We start from the raw sequence: 18,601 nt of genomic DNA, 5'->3' as shown, positions 1-18,601 counted from the left end.
CCTTCGGAACCGCGTCCGGGCCGACCGGTGTTGCCCCGTGCGGAAGGCCCGGCTTCGGCGCCGCCCCGGCTTCGGTGTCGTCCCGGTCTCTCTCCGCCGGTCCCCGGGGGCCCCTGCGTGCGTCGTGGTGCAGAGAGCGGCGCCCATGGTATTTCGGCGAGTGGAGCACGTGCCTCCATCGGTCCGCCACTAAGCGGTATGACGCTCCTGCCCGTTGTCTACGGTGCCCCGTGCGTCCGTCCCTCCCCCCCGGTGCGTGCTCCTGCATCCCCGCACTCCCGCACCCCTTGCGTCCCCCGCACCTGTTGCATCCCCTGCATCAGTGTCCGTTCTCATCAGTACGCACTATCCCGGTGGAGGAAAAATGGAAGCCATAACTGTCGAGCACGTCAGCGGTCTGTATGCGAAGTACCAGGACGACCTGCGGGTGGTGCGTGACGCGCAGCGGAAGTTTCTCCGGGACCGGGGAAAGTCGATGAAGGCGCAGCTCGACGACTACGAGGCGGAGATGACATATCTGCTCCTCCGTGATGTGCGCCCCGAAGTCGTGGTGGAGGTCGGGACCTTCTACGGCTGGTCCACGATGTGGATCCTCAGCGCTCTCCGTGACAACGGGATCGGTCATCTGCACTCGTTCGACATCGTCGACAACGTGGTACGCAACGTCCCGGCCGAACTCTCCGCGGACCGCTGGACGTTCACGAAGGGCGACATCCAGCAGCACCCGGAGAAGGTCCCTGCCGAGACGGACTATCTCTTCATCGACGCGGACCACGGGTCTCGTTTTGCCCACTGGTACATCGAGAACCTGTTCCCCGCCGTCCCTCCGCGGACGCCCACCAGCGTCCACGACGTGTTCCACGGCCGGCGCCCCAAGCCGTTCAGCGAAGGGTCGGTCATTGTGAAGTGGCTGGCCGAGCAGAACATCGAGTTCTTCACGCCGTCCACGGCGAAGGCGCCGCAGGTCACCGAGCAACTGGCCGCCGTAAAGAAGGAACTGGGGCTCGATGAGCCGGTACGGGACAGCGACCACAACCCGATGATCTTCTTCACGCTTCCGTAGGGGGCCTTGGCGGCCTCCCTGGGTCCGTACGGCACGTCGCGTACGTACCTGTGGTGGCGGCTTCGGCCGCCACCACACTCCCCGCTCTGGTGAACCACATCGCCTGAGCCCCTTCGGTTTTTCGCCCTTTGCCCTCCGCCGTTTGTCCTTCGGTCTTCGTCTTTCAGCCTTCGTCCTGTTTGTGCCTTGCCGCCCGTGCCTGCACCCCGCACTGTCATGGGGCCAACATTGGATCAAGCCAAGGTCTCACGATGAATGAACCCGGCACTGCGATACGCACCGAACTGGAACGATTCATTCAGACACGGGAGTTCAGCTGTCTCGGCGCACGCGCCGCAGTGAAGCGCCGCGCCCTCACGCACCGGCACTACCGAAGAATGGGCGACGAGGCCTCGGCGGAGGAAAACCACCGCGACCTCGTGGAGTACGTCGAGGCGGTCCGTCCGCTGCTGTCCGGTCAGAGCTTCCGTACCTTTGTCGCGACGTTCGACGAGCCCGGAACCGTGGACGAACGCGCCTACGAGGAGCTTATCTGGCGACATCTGCAACTCATGCACGACCTCGACAGCCGGACCTTCGGCCTGGACACGGGCGCCTCCTCCGACCCCGACCGGCCCAATTTCGGATTCCATGCGGGCGGGCACGCCTTCTTCGTCGTGGGGATGCACCCCGGCGCGTCCCGGGCGAGCCGGCGCTTCACGACCTCGGCAATCGCCTTCAATTCCCTCGCACAGTTCATGCTCCTCGGCGAGAACTTCTACTCGATGCAGGGAGCGATCCGCAGGCGTGAGGCCAAGAACAACGGCTCCGTCAATCCGAGTTTCACCGCGTACGAATACGAGCAGCCCGCGCGGCACTTCTCAGGCCGGTTCACCGAGGAGGACTGGAAGTGCCCTTATACCTCGCGGCACGAACCGGCTACCGAGGACTTCACCGAGGGGCTTCTCCAGCACGGGCGGTGAGTTCACAAGCCGGTCGCGCAGGATGTCGGTGACGCCCCATCCTCCCGGCGCCGGATCATCCGCAGCCACCGGCCTGCCGGGCAGTCACCGGCTCGACGGGGGAGGGGCCGGGTGTCCGCTCGGGTGGCTCAGTCCGTCTGGTGGGCCGTGCGCGCCGCCTCCACGAAGTCCTCCAGAGCCGCCCAGAAGGGGCGGTAGGCGGCATCGAAGGCATCGCGGCGACCGGTGTCGCCGGGCGGGTCGTCCGTGAGGGCCGTGTAGAAGGGGCCCGTCGCCTTCTGGAGGGCGAGCGCGGCCGCGGCGGCCGAGGGCGGTCCTTCCAGCTCGACGACACGGGCGCAGCGCCGGATCTTCGCGTACTCGGCGACCTCGCGGTCCCGCAGTTCGTCGAGTGCGGCGGTACGGGCATCGGAGCCGGGCAGCCGCAGCGTCGCGGAGATCTCCCAGAACAACTCGCCCATCCGGTGGGTCTGTTCGATCAGATCCAGGTAGGCGGTGCGCCGGCTCTCCCGCAGCCGCTCGGCGCGCTGCGAGCGTGCGGAGATCTCGCCCTGAATCCTTGCGGCCTGGGCGCTGCCGCGGCTGGTGACCCAACTGGCGAGCACCGCCGTGCCACCGGTCACCGCCGCGATCGCCAGAGTCCACCACGTACTGTTGTCGCCCACGCGGCGCACCCTACCGAGCCGCTGTGGCGCTCCCCTTCCCGGTCATCCCTTCCTGGTCACCCCTTCCTTGGTTACCCCTCCTGGGGCACTGCTTCCGGGTACCCCTCCCGGGGCCCCGGGAGGGGTACCTTTCTTTGGCCACGGCTCCTGCATCACGGCCGCTCGGTCACGGCCCCCGGCCACGCTCCTCGGGCACCGCTACACCGCTACACCGCTACGACGGGAACTCGCCCGGCGGCACCGCACTCGTGCGGGCATTTCCCCCGATCACCTTGTTGAGGCTGAACGTCAGCACCGTGTACTGCGTTCCGCCCGCCACCCGCACCGTCCGGAAAGTCGCCCTGTCGTCGAATTTCTCGAAGCGGCACTCGCGGGTGAAGGAGCTCCTCGGGTCGTTCCAGTCCTCGCCGGTGGTGAAGTACACCGTGTACGAACCACTGTTGACGCTGCGTACGGTCGCCTCGGAACCGCTGCGCACGTACACGGAGAACGCCGTCCGGGTGCCGCGGGTCAGCGTCACCACTGCATCGGTGCCGGTGCCGTTCTTGACGGTCAGCCGTCCCAGACCGCCCCGGCTGCCGTCGTGGACGAGGGCACCGTTCGCGAGCCGTCGGTGCCGGGCCCGCTCCGTATGCGGCAGATGCAGTGTGGCGTCGTAGCCCAGCGCGGTGAGCGCGTGCCCGGCCAGCTTGAGGCTCTGCGGGCTCCGGGCCGTACCGAGTGCGACGCGCGGTGAGGCGGAACAGCGGCCGCCGCCGGCACGGGCGCTCCGCAGATCCTGCGCCAAAGCGCCCAGGGAGGAGGCGAGTTGACTGTTTCCGGCAAGGGCGTCGTCCGGTGTGGCGGTTGACTGCAGGGCGCGGGCGGCGGTGTCCGCCTTGGCTGCTGCCGCGTCCAGGGCTCTGTTCAGCGGCCCGCCGTCGTGCGCACCGTCGACCGCGCGCAGAGCGCTGTCGAGCGGCCCGAGAGCTTCGGTCAGCGCGTGGCGGTAGGTGGCCGGGGCGACGGCCGGTGTCGGGCTGGGGGAGGAGTACGCCGAACCGGTCGCAGAGCCGCTGGGGCCGTCCGCCGATCCCTTGCCTTCCCCGTCCGGAGACGAGGAACAGGCCGTAAGCGGCAGCGAGAGAGCGAGTGCTGCCGCGCCCAGGACGGTGGCCCGGCTCCTGAGGCGCAGCCTCCGTGCCGGCTGCGTCGGGCGTGTGGTGGTGGCGGTCCGGCTTCTGCCGTGCGCCGGTGGTGCGCCCGTGTCCGCCGCTGTCTCGTTCGTCGCGTGCGCAGAGGTGTACCTCGTCATGAGTCCCCCGATTCCCCCGATTCCCCCGGTATCCCCCGACATCCGGCAACTGCCGAAAGAACAGGCTTGTCCGCCCACAAGTGACTGTCAAGGCCGCTTTCCGGGGCGGCAGTTCCGGGGAAATCCCCCGGAATTCCTGCTTCCGCACCCGTGCGCGGCTGCCTGGGCGTCTGTAGAGTCCCCTGCCATGGCAGCGCTGAATGATCTTCTCCCCCAGGCGGCCGTACGCCTCGGTGCCCGGGTGGCGGACTGGCGGGAAGCGATACGTACGGCGGGTGGGCTGCTGGTCGAGACGGGTACCACCACCGAGGCCTACACCGCGGAGATGATCCGCAATGTCGAGGAGAACGGGCCGTACTTCGTCATTGCGCCGGGCTTCGCGTTCGCCCATGCCCGTCCCTCGCCCGCCGTGCTCCGGACCGGGATGTCCTGGGTCCGTCTGGCGCAACCGGTGGAGTTCGGTCATGAGTCGAATGACCCGGTGCATCTGGTCGTGGGGCTCGCCGCCGAGGGCTCCGGGGCGCATACGGCGGCGATGGCCGCACTCGCACGGTTGCTCGCCGACCCGGCGACCGCGCAGGCTCTGCTGGACGCGGCCGGTCCGGACGAGCTGCACGCGGTGCTGGCCGGGCCGGAGGGCGAGGGCCAGGGCGAGGGCCAGGGCGAGGGCAATGACCGGCCGCGGGGCAAGGATGCCGTGCGGGAGCAGGCCGTACCCGGGCAGGCCGTACACGAGCAACCCGTCCTCGGACCGGCCGTGCACGAGGAAGCCGCACGAGAGCAGCCCGGCGCCGCCCCGCGGGCGGTACACACGATCCTTACCGTGTGCGGCAACGGCGTGGGCACCAGCCTGTTCCTGAAGAACACGCTGGAGCAGGTGCTCGACCGCTGGGGCTGGTCCCGGCACGTGACGGTGGAGGCGACCGACACCATCTCGGCCAAGGGCAAGGCGTCCGAGGCCGTCGCGATCCTCACCTCCCGGGAGATCGCCAGGACGCTGGGCGAGGTCGGCGTACCGGTGAAGATCGTCGAGGACTTCACCAGCGGTCCCGAGGTCGACCGCATCCTCCGCGACACCTATGACGTGTGAGTACGGCAACCAAGTACGGCAACCAAGTACGGCAGCTGAGCACGGCAACCGAGCACGGGAGGACGGACCGCCACCATGGACTGGCTCATATCCCTCGCCACGTTTCTCGTGAACGAGATCCTCAGCCAACCCGCGTATCTGATCGGCCTGATCACGGCGGCCGGTCTGATCGCGCTGAAGAAGACCGCAGGCCAGGTGGCCGGAGGTGCGATCAAGGCGACGCTCGGCTTTCTGCTGATCGGTGCCGGTGCGGGGCTGGTGGTCAGCTCTCTCGGCCCGCTGGGCGGCATGATCCAGGGGGCGACCGGGGCGCATGGGGTGATCCCGACCAATGAGGCGATCGTCGGCATCGCCCAGGCGCAGTTCGGCGCCCGCGTCGCCTGGCTGATGATCCTCGGCTTTGCGGTCGCCCTGATGCTGGCCCGCTTCACCCCACTGCGGTATGTGTTCCTGACCGGTCACCACATGCTGTTCATGGCCACCCTGCTGACCATGGTCCTGGCCACTTCCGGCCGCTCCTCGGTGAGCGTGGTGGTCATCGGCGGACTGCTGCTGGGCATTCTGCTGGTCGCGATGCCGGCCTTCGCGCACCCCTGGACCAAGCGCATCACCGGTAACAACAGCATCGCCATCGGCCACTTCGGCACGGCCGGTTACCTCGTCGCGGGCGCCGCCGGACAACTCGTCGGCAAGCGCAGCCGCAGTACGGAGGACATGAAGCTGCCCGAGGGCCTGCGCTTTCTGCGGGACTCGATGGTCGCCACGGCGCTGTCCATGGTGCTGATCTACGTCATCATGTCGCTGGTCTATCTGGCCCGGGCGGGCCGGGCGACGGCGTTCAAGGCGTTCGCGGCCGACGGCGGCAGCGCGGCCGGCGACCTCGGGAACTACGTCATGCAGTCCGTCATGCAGGGCCTGCAGTTCGGGATCGCGGTCGCGGTGATCCTCTTCGGCGTCCGGACGATCCTGGGCGAACTGGTCCCCGCGTTCCAGGGCATCGCCGGGAAGCTCGTACCGGGCGCGGTACCGTGCCTCGACGCCCCGATCGTCTTCCCGTACGCGCAGAACGCGGTGCTCATCGGCTTCCTCGCCAGCTTCGTCGGCGGCCTGGTCAGCCTCGCCCTGCTGACCTGGGTGGGCCATCCGGCGCTCGGTCTCGCACTGGTCCTGCCGGGGCTCGTACCGCACTTCTTCACCGGGGGAGCGGCCGGCGTCTATGGCAATGCCACCGGTGGCCGGCGCGGCGCGGCCGTGGGCGCCTTCCTGAACGGTGTTCTGATCACCTTCCTGCCCGCGCTGCTGCTCAAGGTGCTCGGTGCGTTCGGCAAGGAGAACACCACGTTCGGCGATGCCGACTTCGGCTGGTTCGGCACGCTGATCGGCAACGCCGCCAAGGCGGGCGCCACCGGCGGCACCATCGTGATGCCGGCCCTGGGCGCCGTACTCCTGGGGGCGGCGATCCTCTTCCAGAAGCGGGTCGTGGACACCGGGTGGGACCCGGGTGCCCGCCGCGATGCCTTCCTGCCGGGCGCGGCAACCGCGGCACCCACGTCATCCGCGGCACCCACGCCATCCGGCACGGCTGCGGCCTCCGCGCCGGTCCCGGTCCCGGCCCCGGTTCATGCGAAGATCCCGCCGCCGGCGGGGGCGCCGACCCCGCCACCCCCACCTGCGGCCGGCTGAGCCGGACCGTACCCGGCGCAGGCCCCCGTGCGTACGGCACGACACCTCACGGCATGGCACGGCACGGCGCGCACCGGCCCGGCTCCCGGCTGGGCCGTTCGATGCCCGCTCCGCGCGCGTCCGGGGTCACTGCCTGCCCGCAGAGCTAAAATCCGGAGCATGGCTGCAGGGGAATTTCCCTGACCCGGCGGCCGACGCGCCGGCCGGTGTCCAGCGGCTGATCCGCCGCCGGCGGCCCTTCCTGCCCTGCGCAGGCTCGCCCACCACCTGCACGAGGAGGCGGAGCGCATATGAGCTGCGACGACGAAGAATGGCCGGGGCGGGCGTCCGGCCCCGCCGGGCCGGCCGGCGAGTCCCACGCACCACAGGCCCCGAGACGGCGTACGACCGCGCCCGGTTCGCCTGCGACCGCCTACGGCCCGGAGGAGAGCGGCCCCAGCCCACATGCGGCCGCCCTCAGCCCGGACGAGACCGAATCCGGCCCACACGGGACCGAATCCGGCCCACACGGGGCCGAGCCCGGTCGGCACGGGGCCGAGCCCGGTCGGCACGGGGCCGCCCCCGCCCCGGACGAGACCGCCCCCGACGCCGTGACCTGCCGAGCCCTGCGCTATGCCTTCGGTGAGACCAAGGCGGTGGACGGCGTCGACCTCTCCGTCCGCCCCGGCGAGGTCTTCGGCCTGCTCGGCCCCAATGGCGCGGGCAAGACCACCGCGATCCGCTGTATCACCACCCTCCTGCCCGTCCCCTCCGGCATGGTGCGGGTATTCGGGCACGACGCGGCGAAGGAGCGGATGGCAGTGCGCCGGCTGCTGGGGTACGTACCGCAGCAGCTTTCCGCGGATGCCGGGCTGACCGGCCGCGAGAACGTCGCCCTGTTCGCCCGGGTCTACGATGTCCCGCGCCGTGAGCGCGCCGCACGCGTCACTCAGGCACTGGAGGCCGTCGGTCTCACCGACGCGGCCGGCCGGCTCGCCAAGACGTACTCCGGCGGCATGATCCGCCGCCTCGAACTCGCCCAGGCCCTGGTCAGTGCGCCCCGTCTGCTGATGCTCGACGAGCCGACGATCGGCCTCGACCCGATCGCCCGCACCAGCGTCTGGGAACACATCAACGCCGTACGGGCAGCCACCGGCATGACCGTCCTGGTGACCACGCACTACATGGACGAGGCCGACCAGTACTGCGACCGTCTCGCCCTGATGCACCGCGGCCGGATCCGCGCCCTCGGCACCCCCGACGAGCTCCGGTCCGCCCTGCGCGCCCGCCGCCGCGCGGCCGCGGCCTCGACCACCGTCCCCACGGCGACGAGCCCTTCGGCCGCCCCCGCACCAGCCGCTGCCGCCTCACCGGACTCGTCCCCCTCCTCTCCCTCCTCCCCTTCCTCTCCCTCATCGGCCCCCTCGGGCTCGTCCGATGTCGTGCCGACGCTGGAGGACGTCTTCCGGGACGTGGCCGGCAGCGGCCTCGACGAGCAGTCAGGAGACTTCCGAGATGTCCGAAGCACCCGCCGCACCGCACACCGAGTCGGCTGAACCGGCCACCGGCCCCGGCCGCCTGGACCTGCTGCTGGTACCGCCGCGTGCCCGCACCGGATGGCGGGTGCTGCCCGCCAGAGTCGTCGCGATGTGCGTGGTCGAACTGCAGAAGCTGCGCCACGACCGGACGGAGCTCTACACGCGCGCCGTCCAGCCGGCCCTGTGGCTCCTGGTCTTCGGCGAGACCTTCACCCGTATCAAGGCCATCCCGACCGGTGGCACCCCGTACATCGACTATCTGGCGCCCGGCATCATCGCCCAGTCGGCCATGTTCATCGCGATCTTCTACGGCATCATGATCATCTGGGAGCGGGACGCCGGCATCCTCACCAAGCTGCTGGTCACACCGACCCCACGCTCCGCCCTGATCGCCGGAAAGGCCTTCGCCTCCGGGGTGAAAGCGCTGATCCAGGCCGTCGTGGTGATCGTCATCGCCGCACTGCTCGGGGTGGCCATGACCTGGAACCCCCTACGGCTCCTGGCTGTCGGCGTCGCGGTGATCCTCGGTTCGGCCTTCTTCTCCTGCCTGTCCATGACGATCGCCGGGATCGTGCTCACCCGCGACCGCCTGATGGGCATCGGCCAGGCCATCACCATGCCGTTGTTCTTCGCCTCCAACGCTCTCTACCCGGTGGCGATCATGCCCGGCTGGCTCCAGACGGTCAGCAGGATCAACCCCCTGAGCTACCAGGTGGATGCCCTCCGCGGCCTCCTCCTGGGAACGCACGCCCATCTGGCTCTGGACTTCACCGTCCTGGTGGCCGCCGCCGTACTGGGCATCGCCGCGGCCTCCTCACTCCTGGGCCGCCTGGCCCGCTGACATCACATCAGTCGCACGTCGCCTCACCGCGTCACGGCACTCCGCTCGTCACGGCACTCCGCTCGTCATGGCACCGCGCCCGTCGCGTCACCCCTCCCGTCGCGTCACCCCCTCCCGACGCTTCACCGCGCCCGTCGCCGACTGTGCTGCGCCGCGAACTCTCCCTGCGGCCCCGGCGTTACACTCACGCGGGATGCGTTCCCGCGGTCGTGCCGCCGTCCGGACACACCGGGACGGGAGTGAATCGCCGCCGCCGGTAGGCCTGCCTGACGGCCCACGGCGTCTCTCCGCCGGGGCAGTACATCGTGTTCCTTTTGCCGAGTCGATGACGGTGGGTGCGAGGGTGGAAACGGCGGAGAGGCTGGAGCGGTCCGAGCGGTCCGAGCGGTCGGAACGGCCCTGGCGAACGTGGTTTTTCCGAATACCCTCGGACCGCCAAGTCTCGGATGCCGGTGCCGCGTTCGGCCGACGCCTACCAGGCCCACGGGCCATGGGGTGGACCGTTACCGCGGTATTTTTTGTGCTGTACACCGTGGTGTCGGTGCTGCGGAACGAGCGCATGCTCAATGCCGGCTACGACCTGGGGATATTCGAGCAGGCGATGCGTGCCTATGCGCACGGCCGGGCTCCGATCGTGGAACTCAAGGGACCGGGCTTTCACCTCCTGGGAGACCACTTTCACCCCATTTTGGTGCTCGTCGCCCCCTTTTACCGGCTCTTCCCCAGCGCCGTGACGCTGCTGGTGGTGCAGGCCGCGCTGATGGCGCTCGCCTGCTTTCCGCTCACCCGCTGGGCACACCGGGCTGTCGGACCGGTCACGGGCCTGGTGGTGGGCTGCGGACTGGGCGCCTCCTGGGGCCTCGTCGCGGGAGTCGCCAAGGACTTCCACGAAATATGCTTCGCGGTCCCGCTTCTCGCATTCAGCGTGACCGCTCTCGGTCAGCGTCGTTGGGGGGCGGCGGCAGCGTGGGCGCTCCCGCTGCTCTTGGTGAAAGAGGACCTCGGGCTCACGCTCGCCGCCATCGGCGGCTATATCGCCTGGCAGGGGCTGCGCGAGTGGCGTCACCATGCCAGGGGCGGGCGTCACCGTCCCGGGGACGGGCGTCACCATCCGGCGGAGCGGCGAGGGTTCCCCGTCCTGCTCGGCGTTGCCGTGGCATTCCTCGGCGTGGCGGGCACAGCGGTGGAGGTTCTCGTTCTCCTGCCTGCCATGAATCCCCGCGGTGGCTTCGACTACTGGCAGCAGATGCCGGGTGAGGCCTCCTCGTCGGGCGGCAGCCTCGCCGGTCTTGCATCAGCCGGACTGCACCTGCTCTGGCCGCCGATGAAATGGCTGCTGCTGTTCATGCTCGCCGCCCCCACCGCATTCCTCGGCCTGCGGTCCCCGCTGACGCTGCTGTGCCTACCCACTCTCGGGTGGCGGCTGCTGGCCGGCAACGAGCACTACTGGCAGCCGAATTTCCATTACAACGCGATCCTGATGCCGCTCGTATTCGCCGGTCTCATCGATGTGCTCCACCGGCGGCCGGATATCGTGCCGCCCCGCAGGCGCCGTAAGGTCCTTGCCCTCTCCGCCGCCTTCACCGCCGTCACGGCCGCGGTCTATCCGCTCCACGACCTGGTCCTCCCCTCGGCCTGGCGGACCCCGGCGCATGTCCGTACGGCGGAGAGGTTGTTGATGCGCATACCCGACGGGGACACCGTCGCCTCCTCGAACCGCCTGGCACCGATGCTGACCGGACGCACCACCGTCAGCCTGGTCTGCTTCGGCACCGGCACCGGCACCGATCCCGCCGAGCCGACCGCCCTCCCGGCACATCCGCCGCGCTGGGTGGTCTCGGACCGTCACGACCCGACCGTCAAAACCCCCTGCCCGGTGGAGCGGACCCACCGCATGCTGCGCCTCTACCGTGCCCACGGCTACGTCCAGGTCGCCGAGGAGGACGGGATCACCCTGCTCCGCAGGCCGTAGTGCCCGCGCCGCCTCGCAGGCCCTTCGCCGGAAGGCGGAGCCGTGGGCCTCATCGCGGGCCGGGCAGCCGGGCTGACGGTGGGTCTGACGGTGGAGGTGGCTCACGCGTCCGGAGCGATCAGGCCACGGAGCAGGGGAGTGGCGATCCGCACGATGTCCTCCACGTCCGCCTCGGCCAGGTCGGGCAGGCGCAGCAGATAGCGCTGGGCGGCGACGCCCATCATGATCGCGCTGAACAACGCGGCACGCAGTCGCGCGTCGGGGGCATCGATGGTGGCAGCGATGTGATCGGTGACCTCCGCGGTCATGTGCCGGCGCAGCAGTTCTGCCGCTTCGTCGCTCGTCATGCTCGTCCGCAGGAGCACCGCCATGGGACTGTCCGGATCCGCCGCCCAGGTGTCCAGCATGCCGCGCAGCCGGTTCTCCACCGTGTGGCCGGGGTCGCTGGTGGTGAGTTCGTCGTGGGGGATCTGCCAGTGGACGGCCTCGCGGAACAGGGCCTGCTTGCAGCCGAAATACTGGATCACGGACGCCTTGTCCACGTCGGCTTCGGTCGCAATGGCGCGGATGGTCGCGCGCTCGTAGCCGACCTCCGCGAACTTCCGCCGGGCGGCCGTCAGGATGCGCCGACGTGTGCGCTGGCCCTTGCGCTCCGGAAGGGCTGCATCCTCGGCCGGGCCCCCCGAACCGGACGTGCGCTGCGCGGCCTGTCCGGTCGCATTCGTCACTGCATCGGCGCAGGTCAAAGTCGGTCCCCTTTCCGGTGCCGGTCCTGATGCTACAAGCACCTCCGGGCGGCGCCGAGGCCTTGGGGAACGGCGGATCGGAAGGTTCCGCAGGGGGAGTGGCGGGGCCGGAAGTCTCCGCACGGGGAGCAGCGGACCGAAAGCCTCCGTAGGGGAGGAGCCGGCGCCGGCGCACGGGAGGACCGGCCCTCACCACCACGCGCTCCGGCCGGTGGAGTCCAGCGGCCGGAGCGAGACGGAACGGTTCGGCGGAACCGTCGCCGTAGTGGTGTACGGACGAGAGCCGCCCGGCTCAGGCGGCCAGCGCTGCGGCATCCTCCACCAGCTGGCCGAGGTCCGGCAGAGCGTGGGACCGGCGCTGGAGTCCTTGGGCGCGGGACCGGTAGGAGCGGTCATCCAGTACATTGCGCACCGCCGCGGCCAGCGCATCGCGTGTGACGTCTTGGACATCTATCCGGGTCCCGACGCCCAACTGCTGCAGCCGCGCGGCATTGTGGGACTGTTCCGCGAACAGCGGTACGGCCACCATGGGGACTCCCGAGGCCAGCGCTTCCCGGGTCCCGTTGAAGCCGGCATGCGTGAGGAACAGATCGCTGGACCGGAGCAGCAGTTCCTGCTGGACGAACGAGGTCAGATGGACGTTGTCGCGGCGTGGTCCGTCCCACTGCCGCGGATCGCGGTCGGCACCCAGGGCCACGACACCGGTGACCGGCAGCTCTCCGAGGGCTTCGATGATGGTCTCCAGCAGCGTGTGGGCACCGCCGGGAAGCCGGGGAGCGTTCGAGCCGAGGGTGGCGAGGACGAGCGGCCGGTCCGTGTCGAGTCGGGCGATCTCCGGGTCGAGGCCAACCTGTGCCGCCTGGGCGGGAACCTGGTAGTAGCGGGCGCCGGGCAGCCGGCTGTCCGTGGGGTAGAAGTCCTCCGGAACGACTCCGGCGCGGAAGGCGCGGAACGGGTGCCAGGCGTCCGTGACCGGTGCCAGACCGAGCTTCTCCCGCTGCCGGTTGAGCTCCTCGGTCACGGCGGGGTGGGCATAGGGCGCCATCGGCGCGATGTCCAGAGCGCCGTGGGGGATGCCGAGGCTTTCCGCCGCCAGATAGCCGCCGTACTCGGTCGACTCGTGGAGGATCAGGTCCGGTTGCCAGCTCTTCGCCACGTCGAGGAGGTCGGGGACGCCGGCCGCGGCAAGGTGCCCGACGAAGGCCGCGGCGAAGAATTCCGGCGCCAGCTCGACGGTCACGGAGCCGATCTTCTCCATGCCCGGCGGGGGCCGGAGCACGCCGCCCTGGAGCGCCTCCCCCATCGACTTCATGTGCGGCAGCGTCAACGCGGTAAGTCCGCGCTTCTCGATGTGGTGGACGACGTCGGCGCCCGTGGCGACGGCCACCTCATGGCCTGCCTCTTGGGCTCTCTCCGCCACCGGCAGTACCAGGGGGGCGAGGTGCGAATAGATTGCGTGTGCGGTGATGAGGATGCGCATGATGCTCGCTCTCCACGAAGCGGTGCAGGCGCCACCGAGTGCGCCTCGCCGCGGGTTTCACGGCCGACTTCTCAAAAATAAACGCTTGTTGAGAATCTATCACTGGCCCTTCGTGCCCATGCGCCTTCAGGCCGGCGCCGCTGGGAAGCCTCGCGCACCCGCTCCGCAGGGTTGGTGGGGGAGGGAACGGAACCGGCCACTGTTCGCCGGGACGGCTGAGCGCGGGGCGGGGGTCTGCCACGATGAGGCGCCCTGACCGCGACGTCTGTGCGACGTGAGGAGTGGCCCGGTGACCACAGCTCCGATCAGTTCGGCCGTGATGACCCACCCGGTGCGCAAGGAGCAGGCGGAGGCGCTTGCTGCTCGGCTGGGGCTCGGGGGACTGGCCATGGACCCGGATCCGGACGGGCCGCCGTCGGCGCTGCGGACCGCGCTGGTGGCCTGGGCGGCGCGGACGGCGGCGGCCGGACACCACTTGGTCGTTCAGGACGATGTGGCCGCACCGGCGGAGCTGCTGGAGCTGGTGGCGGGGTCGGTGGCGCGGTTTCCGGACGAGGCCCTGATCTTCTACACCAACTGGCACGCCCGGAACGGCGCGGCGGCCCGCCTGGCGGCGCTGGCCGGGGCCGGGTGGGTGCGGGCCGTACCGGAGGAGTTCGCGCCGACGCTGGCCATCTGCCTGCCGGTGCGGACGGCGGACGCGTTCCGGGGGTTCGCGCGAGGCAGCGTGGAGCGTCATGACGACGAGCTGATGGCCGCGTTCCTGCGCACGCAGGGGCGGTCGGGTCTGCTGGCGGTGCCGAACGTGGTGGAGCACATCGGGACCAGCAGTATCAACGGGCATGCCGCGCAAGGCGTCCGGCTGGCGGCCTGCCCCGTGGGTGCCGCCGACGCGCGGCCGCTGCTCGACCACGGGTGGGTGCTGGAGGAGCTCGACTGGTTGCCGTACATGCGGTACGGGGAGGGGTATCTGCGGCCGGTCGGGCACGAGCGGGACGCCGACCCGCGGCGCCATCTGCGCTGGCCGGAGGCGCTGCCGCCCACCGGCCTGACGGCGGGACGGCTGCGGGACCTGGCACGGCGGTACCGGCCCGAGGACGCTGCGGCAGAGGTGGGGCGGCTGTTCGGGGCCGCCTTCGCGGACGAGTTGTGGATCCACTGCCTGCTGCTGGGGCGGCAGGCAGCGGACGCCGCGCGTCGGCCGGCGGCGCAGTCGGCGTCGCCGCGGCCTGCGGGCGCCGCAGGGGCCCGGGTCCGGGCCGCCGCGCTGTCCACGGTCGGCCCGGCGGGGCTGCCGCCCGAGCGCCGGCTTGAGGTGACCCCGGAGCGCGCCGCGCTGATGACGGCGTACGCGGAGAGCGCGGTGCGGTGCGGCGAACTACTGCTGGGGCCGGAGGGCCTCGGGGCGGAGCCCTAGGGGGCCGAGGGCGGTGCCTGGGGGACTTCCCGGACGTCGTGGGTGACCCAGACGCAGGGTTCCCAGTAGGCACCCCGGTCTTGGGCGTGGTCGATGTCGAGGGGGGCGAGGCCGCCGGGGAAGACGTAGCGGCCGTCGTCGGGGAATGCCATGCCGGTCCACGCCTCCCATTCGGCGACCGTGCCGGTGATGCGGGAGGACTCCGCCACCGACGCGACGATGCAGCCGCCCTGGCGGACCTGTGTGCGGAGCCACGGATCGAAGGGGGCGCCGTCGGGGCGGGTCCAGGCTGCGTAGCGATCGATGGGGGCGAGCGGATAGCGGTCCTTCCAGGTGGGACGGACCGGGACGATGACGTGTGAGAGGCCCGCGGAGCGGGCCATGGCGGCCATGTGCGCCAGGAGGCGGGTGGAGTGTCCGCGGCCCTGGTGGGCGGGGGCGATCTCGATGCCCAGGGCGCACAGGGCGTCCGGCTCGGCCCCGGCGTCGTGGTCGCGGAACGCCGCCTCGATGGACGCGTCGAGTCCGGTGCCGAGGCCCGCGGGGGTGCCGTCCCAGGTGCGGGGGAGGGTGCGGCCGGCACCGAGGACGGTGTCCGTCGCGGTGTCGTGCAGGAGGAACTGGTGGTCCGGGAAGTCGGTGAACAGGCGCGTCCAGAAACCGGCGTTGATGTCGCCGTGCAGGTTGTATTCGGGGACGACCCCGGCGAATTCCTCGGTGAGCCGGTTCCAGAGTTCCGGGCGCCGGGAGTGGTGGATGAAGGCGAGGGTCATACGGCACTCACCTCGGTCTTTCCGGTGGGCTTCTCGGCGGTCCAGACGATGACCAGCGGAATGTCCGCCCAGGCCGCACGGGCGGCGTCCGCAATGGCCTCCTCGTAACCTCCCGGCGCCAGGCGGCCGTTGAACACCGGTTCGTGGCATTCCCCCACCGTCAGTCCGGCGGCGGTGAATGCGGAGAGATAACTGCTGGGCAGATGGACGTGGTTGCGGACGAAGGCCAGGCGGTCGTCGCCGTGGACGAAAATGCACTGGCCCTGGAGGGAGACGACGAACGGGTGCATGTCGGAGAGGATGATCCGGCCACCGGGGCGGAGCACCCGGGCCATTTCGGCGATACCGGAGGAAAGATCCGGGAGGTGCGTCATGGCGAGTGAGCAGACCGCGAGGTCGACGCTGTCGTCATCGAGCGGAAGGTCTTCCAGCCGCCCGCGGCGGAATTCGGCGCCGGGGGCCTTGCGGCGGGCTTGTGCCAGCATTTCCGGGGACTGGTCGACACCGATGACACGGTGGCCGCGGGCCGCCAGGGCGGCGGTCTGGCGGCCGGTGCCGCAGGCTGCGTCCAGTGCGGTGCCCACCGGGCCGCGGTCCAGCAGCCGGTGCACCACCGGCTCCTCGACCTCGATGAACGAGCTCGGCAGCGAGTCATAGCGGGCCGACCAGGAGGCGTAGCCGGCCGCGGCGTCCAGTTCGCTGACCGCCGCCCCGCCGTCCGGGAGCGGAACGCCTTCGCCCGCGGCGACGGCGCGGATTTCCTCCACCCGGGCCTTGAGGAAACTGTCGTCGGCGTCCATCGCATGTCGGAGCAGCGCCAGTCCCTCGATACCCAGGACGAGTTCGCGCACCCGGAATGTGCTGTCCATTGTCAGGCTCCCTTGGCTGGAATTTTCATTGTCGGCCCTCGATGGCGCGCCTAGCATGGCACGGATGATCGAGGGATATATGGATCGTGAGAGTGTGATAGCCGGACGGCGTCTCGGATTTCATGTGTCGACGGATTCCGGTGAATTCAGGGTCCGCTTCTACCGGTTGGGGCGACACCTGTCCTTCATGGCGGAGTCCGGGCCGTACCGAGGAATTTCGGCCGCCGCACCGCCCCATCCGGACGGCACTGCGGACCGCGCCACGCCCGCCGTGGACTGGAATTGGCCGGCGTACCGTCACGCCATTCCCGCTGACTGGCCGCCAGGCATCTATCTGGCCCATTTCGTCGAGGGGCCGGAAAGCCGTGCCAGGGACGTTCCCCTGCTGGACGACACCGGAATCGAGGGCTTCGGCCGGGAGTTCTTCGTCGTCCGGCCCCAGCGGCCCGCTGCGACCGGCGCCCGCATCCTCTACAAGAAATCCACGTACACCCGGCACGCCTACAATCGCGCCGACCGCCCGGACGGCCGGCGGGCCGCCAGTCTCTACGACAACCCGGTCTACCAAGAGGGCGGCCACGGCCGGCCGCGCGGCCACCGGCTCAGTCTGCACCGGCCCGGCGGCGTCATCGACCTGGCCTACTGGGACGCGCCGTTCATCGCCTGGCTGGAACGCAGCGGCTACCAGGTCGAGTACTGCACCGACCTCGACCTGCACGAGGAGCCCGGGCTGCTCGCCCCCTACCGGCTGCTGCTCAGCGTCGGGCATGACGAGTACTGGAGCGCGGCGATGCGCGCCCACGTCGCAGAGTTCGTCCGCGATGGTGGGAACGTGGCGTTCCTCAGCGCCAACACCTGTTGGTGGCGGGTCCATCCGGTGGACGGGAACAGCGCGTTCGTCTCCGACACCGACCACTACGTGGGGGAGGAGTACCCGCACCGTCCGGCGACCGACCTGTGGTGGCCGGCGCAGCCGGACGGCGTCGGCGAGCCCGAGAACACCCTGACCGGGGTCAGCTTCCGCAACGGCGGGATGTGGCCGGGGGAGTGGCCCGGCGATCGGCCGCGCGACGGGTACCGGGTACAGCACGCCGACCACTGGGTCTACGAGGGCACCGGGCTGCGGGACGGCTCCGACGGCGGGCCTGCCGACGCGCTGGGCGCCGGGACCCCGCTGATCGGCTATGAGTGCGACGGTGCCGCCTTCTCCCGGGACGCGGACGGCATGGCGTACGCCACCGGCGCGGACGGCACACCGCGGTCCTTTCTCATCCTGGGGATCTACCTCCTCGATCCGGTGCACCACGATTTCCACCACCTGAAAGGGGGCCACTGGAACTGTCCGGAACGTGAGCCGGCAATCAGCGGCCCACGCGCCGCCACCATGGGGATCCACACCGCCGGCGGCACGGTGTTCACGGCCGGGACCACCGACTGGCCGGTGGTCTGCGGCCGCGAACTCGACCCCGGGGTCGTCCGGGTGACCCGCAACGTCCTGGACCGGCTGTCCGGCCCGCCCGGCACTACAGGAGACTGCTGAGCGCGCCCAGCGAGGCGATCCGCACGGCCCCGTCCGGGAGCGGCGGGGCCACCCCTTCCACCGCCCGGTCGGGGCGCCACAGATGAGCCGCCCGCATTCCGCACGCCAGCGGGCCCGCGACATCCGCCTCCCACATGTCGCCGACGAACAGGGCCTGCTCGGGACGCAGCCCGCAGCGCGCCAGCACGGTGCGGTAGATGAGCGGATGCGGTTTGCGGGCCCCGGCGCGGGCCGAGGTGACCGCGGTGTCCACCAGGCCGGACAGGCCGACCCCGTCGATGGCACGGTCCAGGTCCCAGAACCAGTTGGAGCACACCGCCACCGCCAGGCCCCGCTCCCGCAGCCCGGACAGCGCTGCGGGAACGTCGGTGAAGAGGGCCAGCCGCAGCTCCTTCGTGGCCCGGTCGAGGTCGCCGGCCAGCTCCCCGGCGCTGGCCTCCGGCACGCCGCAGGCCAGCGCCCGCCGCCGCAGCCGGTCCAGTTCCCAGGCGTGGTACGCCTGTTCGCTGTGGGAATGGGCGGTGTGCTCCTCGCCGTCCCGGGGCCCGGCCGCCCACTGGTCGCCCCAACGAGCGGCGGCGTCGGCCAGACCCCTGCGGAGAAAGAGCGACCGGTGGCTGGGCGGCAGCGGCTCCACCATCCGCACCAGGGTGCCGTAGAAGTCGAAGATCACGCCCCGGACGGTGTGC

The 18,601-nt window shown here is 70.6% G+C and carries 16 protein-coding genes; 9 read left to right on the top strand and 7 right to left on the bottom strand.

Annotated features, from left to right (window positions below):
* Positions 1–364 precede the first annotated feature (364 nt).
* Complete coding sequence (locus OHS81_RS08315; RefSeq protein WP_328383900.1) at positions 365–1,063, top strand: class I SAM-dependent methyltransferase; 699 nt, start codon at positions 365–367, stop codon at positions 1,061–1,063.
* Between the two features lie 251 nt (positions 1,064–1,314).
* Positions 1,315–2,025 (top strand): guanitoxin biosynthesis heme-dependent pre-guanitoxin N-hydroxylase GntA, encoded by a 711-nt coding sequence (gene gntA, locus OHS81_RS08310; RefSeq protein ID WP_328383898.1) that lies wholly within the window; start codon positions 1,315–1,317, stop codon positions 2,023–2,025.
* A gap of 128 nt (positions 2,026–2,153) precedes the next feature.
* Here the strand turns inward: gntA and OHS81_RS08305 are convergent, their stop codons facing one another.
* The gene (locus tag OHS81_RS08305) at positions 2,154–2,690 is read right to left on the bottom strand and encodes a hypothetical protein (RefSeq protein WP_328383896.1); all 537 of its coding nucleotides are present in this window, start codon (positions 2,688–2,690) and stop codon (positions 2,154–2,156) included.
* 214 nt (positions 2,691–2,904) lie between these two features.
* Complete coding sequence (locus OHS81_RS08300; protein ID WP_328383895.1) at positions 2,905–3,984, bottom strand: hypothetical protein; 1,080 nt, start codon at positions 3,982–3,984, stop codon at positions 2,905–2,907.
* A gap of 187 nt (positions 3,985–4,171) precedes the next feature.
* On the opposite strand from OHS81_RS08300, the gene OHS81_RS08295 reads away from it, so the two are divergent.
* The 5 genes from OHS81_RS08295 to OHS81_RS08275 all read left to right on the top strand — a co-directional run bounded on the left by OHS81_RS08295 (position 4,172) and on the right by OHS81_RS08275 (position 11,087).
* Entirely contained in the window at positions 4,172–5,074 is a 903-nt protein-coding gene (locus OHS81_RS08295; RefSeq protein WP_328383893.1) for a PTS sugar transporter subunit IIA, read from the top strand.
* 75 nt (positions 5,075–5,149) lie between these two features.
* Positions 5,150–6,757, top strand: a complete 1,608-nt coding sequence (locus tag OHS81_RS08290; RefSeq protein WP_328383891.1) for a PTS ascorbate transporter subunit IIC — start codon at positions 5,150–5,152, stop codon at positions 6,755–6,757.
* Positions 6,758–7,347: 590 nt separating this feature from the next.
* The gene (locus OHS81_RS08285) at positions 7,348–8,292 is read left to right on the top strand and encodes an ATP-binding cassette domain-containing protein (protein WP_328390982.1); all 945 of its coding nucleotides are present in this window, start codon (positions 7,348–7,350) and stop codon (positions 8,290–8,292) included.
* The gene (locus tag OHS81_RS08280; protein ID WP_328383889.1) at positions 8,252–9,115 is read left to right on the top strand and encodes an ABC transporter permease; all 864 of its coding nucleotides are present in this window, start codon (positions 8,252–8,254) and stop codon (positions 9,113–9,115) included. Before OHS81_RS08285 ends, OHS81_RS08280 begins: the two co-directional genes overlap by 41 nt.
* Positions 9,116–9,605: 490 nt before the next feature.
* Positions 9,606–11,087: a DUF2079 domain-containing protein gene (locus OHS81_RS08275; protein ID WP_328383887.1), complete on the top strand. Its 1,482-nt coding sequence runs from the start codon at positions 9,606–9,608 to the stop codon at positions 11,085–11,087.
* A 101-nt stretch (positions 11,088–11,188) separates the two neighbouring features.
* On the opposite strand, the gene OHS81_RS08270 is transcribed toward OHS81_RS08275, so the two are convergent.
* Complete coding sequence (locus OHS81_RS08270; protein WP_328383885.1) at positions 11,189–11,815, bottom strand: TetR/AcrR family transcriptional regulator; 627 nt, start codon at positions 11,813–11,815, stop codon at positions 11,189–11,191.
* A 310-nt stretch (positions 11,816–12,125) separates the two neighbouring features.
* Positions 12,126–13,313 (bottom strand): glycosyltransferase, encoded by a 1,188-nt coding sequence (locus OHS81_RS08265; RefSeq protein WP_328383884.1) that lies wholly within the window; start codon positions 13,311–13,313, stop codon positions 12,126–12,128.
* Between the two features lie 289 nt (positions 13,314–13,602).
* On the opposite strand from OHS81_RS08265, the gene OHS81_RS08260 reads away from it, so the two are divergent.
* Complete coding sequence (locus tag OHS81_RS08260) at positions 13,603–14,730, top strand: hypothetical protein (RefSeq protein ID WP_328383883.1); 1,128 nt, start codon at positions 13,603–13,605, stop codon at positions 14,728–14,730.
* Here OHS81_RS08260 and OHS81_RS08255 read toward each other — a convergent pair.
* Both OHS81_RS08255 and OHS81_RS08250 read right to left on the bottom strand, forming a co-directional pair.
* Positions 14,727–15,503 (bottom strand): GNAT family N-acetyltransferase, encoded by a 777-nt coding sequence (locus OHS81_RS08255; RefSeq protein ID WP_328383881.1) that lies wholly within the window; start codon positions 15,501–15,503, stop codon positions 14,727–14,729. The genes OHS81_RS08260 and OHS81_RS08255 overlap by 4 nt on opposite strands.
* Positions 15,500–16,372 carry a class I SAM-dependent methyltransferase gene (locus OHS81_RS08250; protein ID WP_328383879.1) on the bottom strand — a complete coding sequence of 291 codons (873 nt, stop codon included), beginning with the start codon at positions 16,370–16,372 and terminating at the stop codon, positions 15,500–15,502. Before OHS81_RS08250 ends, OHS81_RS08255 begins: the two co-directional genes overlap by 4 nt.
* A gap of 64 nt (positions 16,373–16,436) precedes the next feature.
* On the opposite strand from OHS81_RS08250, the gene OHS81_RS08245 reads away from it, so the two are divergent.
* Positions 16,437–17,912, top strand: coding sequence for a N,N-dimethylformamidase beta subunit family domain-containing protein (locus tag OHS81_RS08245; RefSeq protein ID WP_328383878.1), 1,476 nt, complete (start codon positions 16,437–16,439; stop codon positions 17,910–17,912).
* Here the strand turns inward: OHS81_RS08245 and OHS81_RS08240 are convergent.
* Positions 17,896–18,585: an HAD family hydrolase gene (locus OHS81_RS08240; RefSeq protein ID WP_328383876.1), complete on the bottom strand. Its 690-nt coding sequence runs from the start codon at positions 18,583–18,585 to the stop codon at positions 17,896–17,898. The two genes, OHS81_RS08245 and OHS81_RS08240, sit on opposite strands and share 17 nt — an antisense overlap.
* Between the last annotated feature and the right edge of the window lie 16 nt (positions 18,586–18,601).

The organism is Streptomyces sp. NBC_00400 (assembly GCF_036048035.1).
Lineage (GTDB): Bacteria > Actinomycetota > Actinomycetes > Streptomycetales > Streptomycetaceae > Streptomyces.
This window is presented reverse-complemented; position numbering and strand designations above follow the sequence as displayed.

Coding starts and splice junctions, on each gene's coding strand:
- OHS81_RS08265 (WP_328383884.1), bottom strand. CDS start 13,313: ATGCGCATCCTCATCACCGCACACGCAATCTATTCGCACCTCGCCCCC.
- OHS81_RS08295 (WP_328383893.1), top strand. CDS start 4,172: ATGGCAGCGCTGAATGATCTTCTCCCCCAGGCGGCCGTACGCCTCGGT.
- OHS81_RS08250 (WP_328383879.1), bottom strand. CDS start 16,372: ATGGACAGCACATTCCGGGTGCGCGAACTCGTCCTGGGTATCGAGGGA.
- OHS81_RS08275 (WP_328383887.1), top strand. CDS start 9,606: ATGGGGTGGACCGTTACCGCGGTATTTTTTGTGCTGTACACCGTGGTG.
- OHS81_RS08245 (WP_328383878.1), top strand. CDS start 16,437: ATGATCGAGGGATATATGGATCGTGAGAGTGTGATAGCCGGACGGCGT.
- OHS81_RS08280 (WP_328383889.1), top strand. CDS start 8,252: ATGTCCGAAGCACCCGCCGCACCGCACACCGAGTCGGCTGAACCGGCC.
- OHS81_RS08290 (WP_328383891.1), top strand. CDS start 5,150: ATGGACTGGCTCATATCCCTCGCCACGTTTCTCGTGAACGAGATCCTC.
- gntA (WP_328383898.1), top strand. CDS start 1,315: ATGAATGAACCCGGCACTGCGATACGCACCGAACTGGAACGATTCATT.
- OHS81_RS08315 (WP_328383900.1), top strand. CDS start 365: ATGGAAGCCATAACTGTCGAGCACGTCAGCGGTCTGTATGCGAAGTAC.
- OHS81_RS08300 (WP_328383895.1), bottom strand. CDS start 3,984: ATGACGAGGTACACCTCTGCGCACGCGACGAACGAGACAGCGGCGGAC.
- OHS81_RS08255 (WP_328383881.1), bottom strand. CDS start 15,503: ATGACCCTCGCCTTCATCCACCACTCCCGGCGCCCGGAACTCTGGAAC.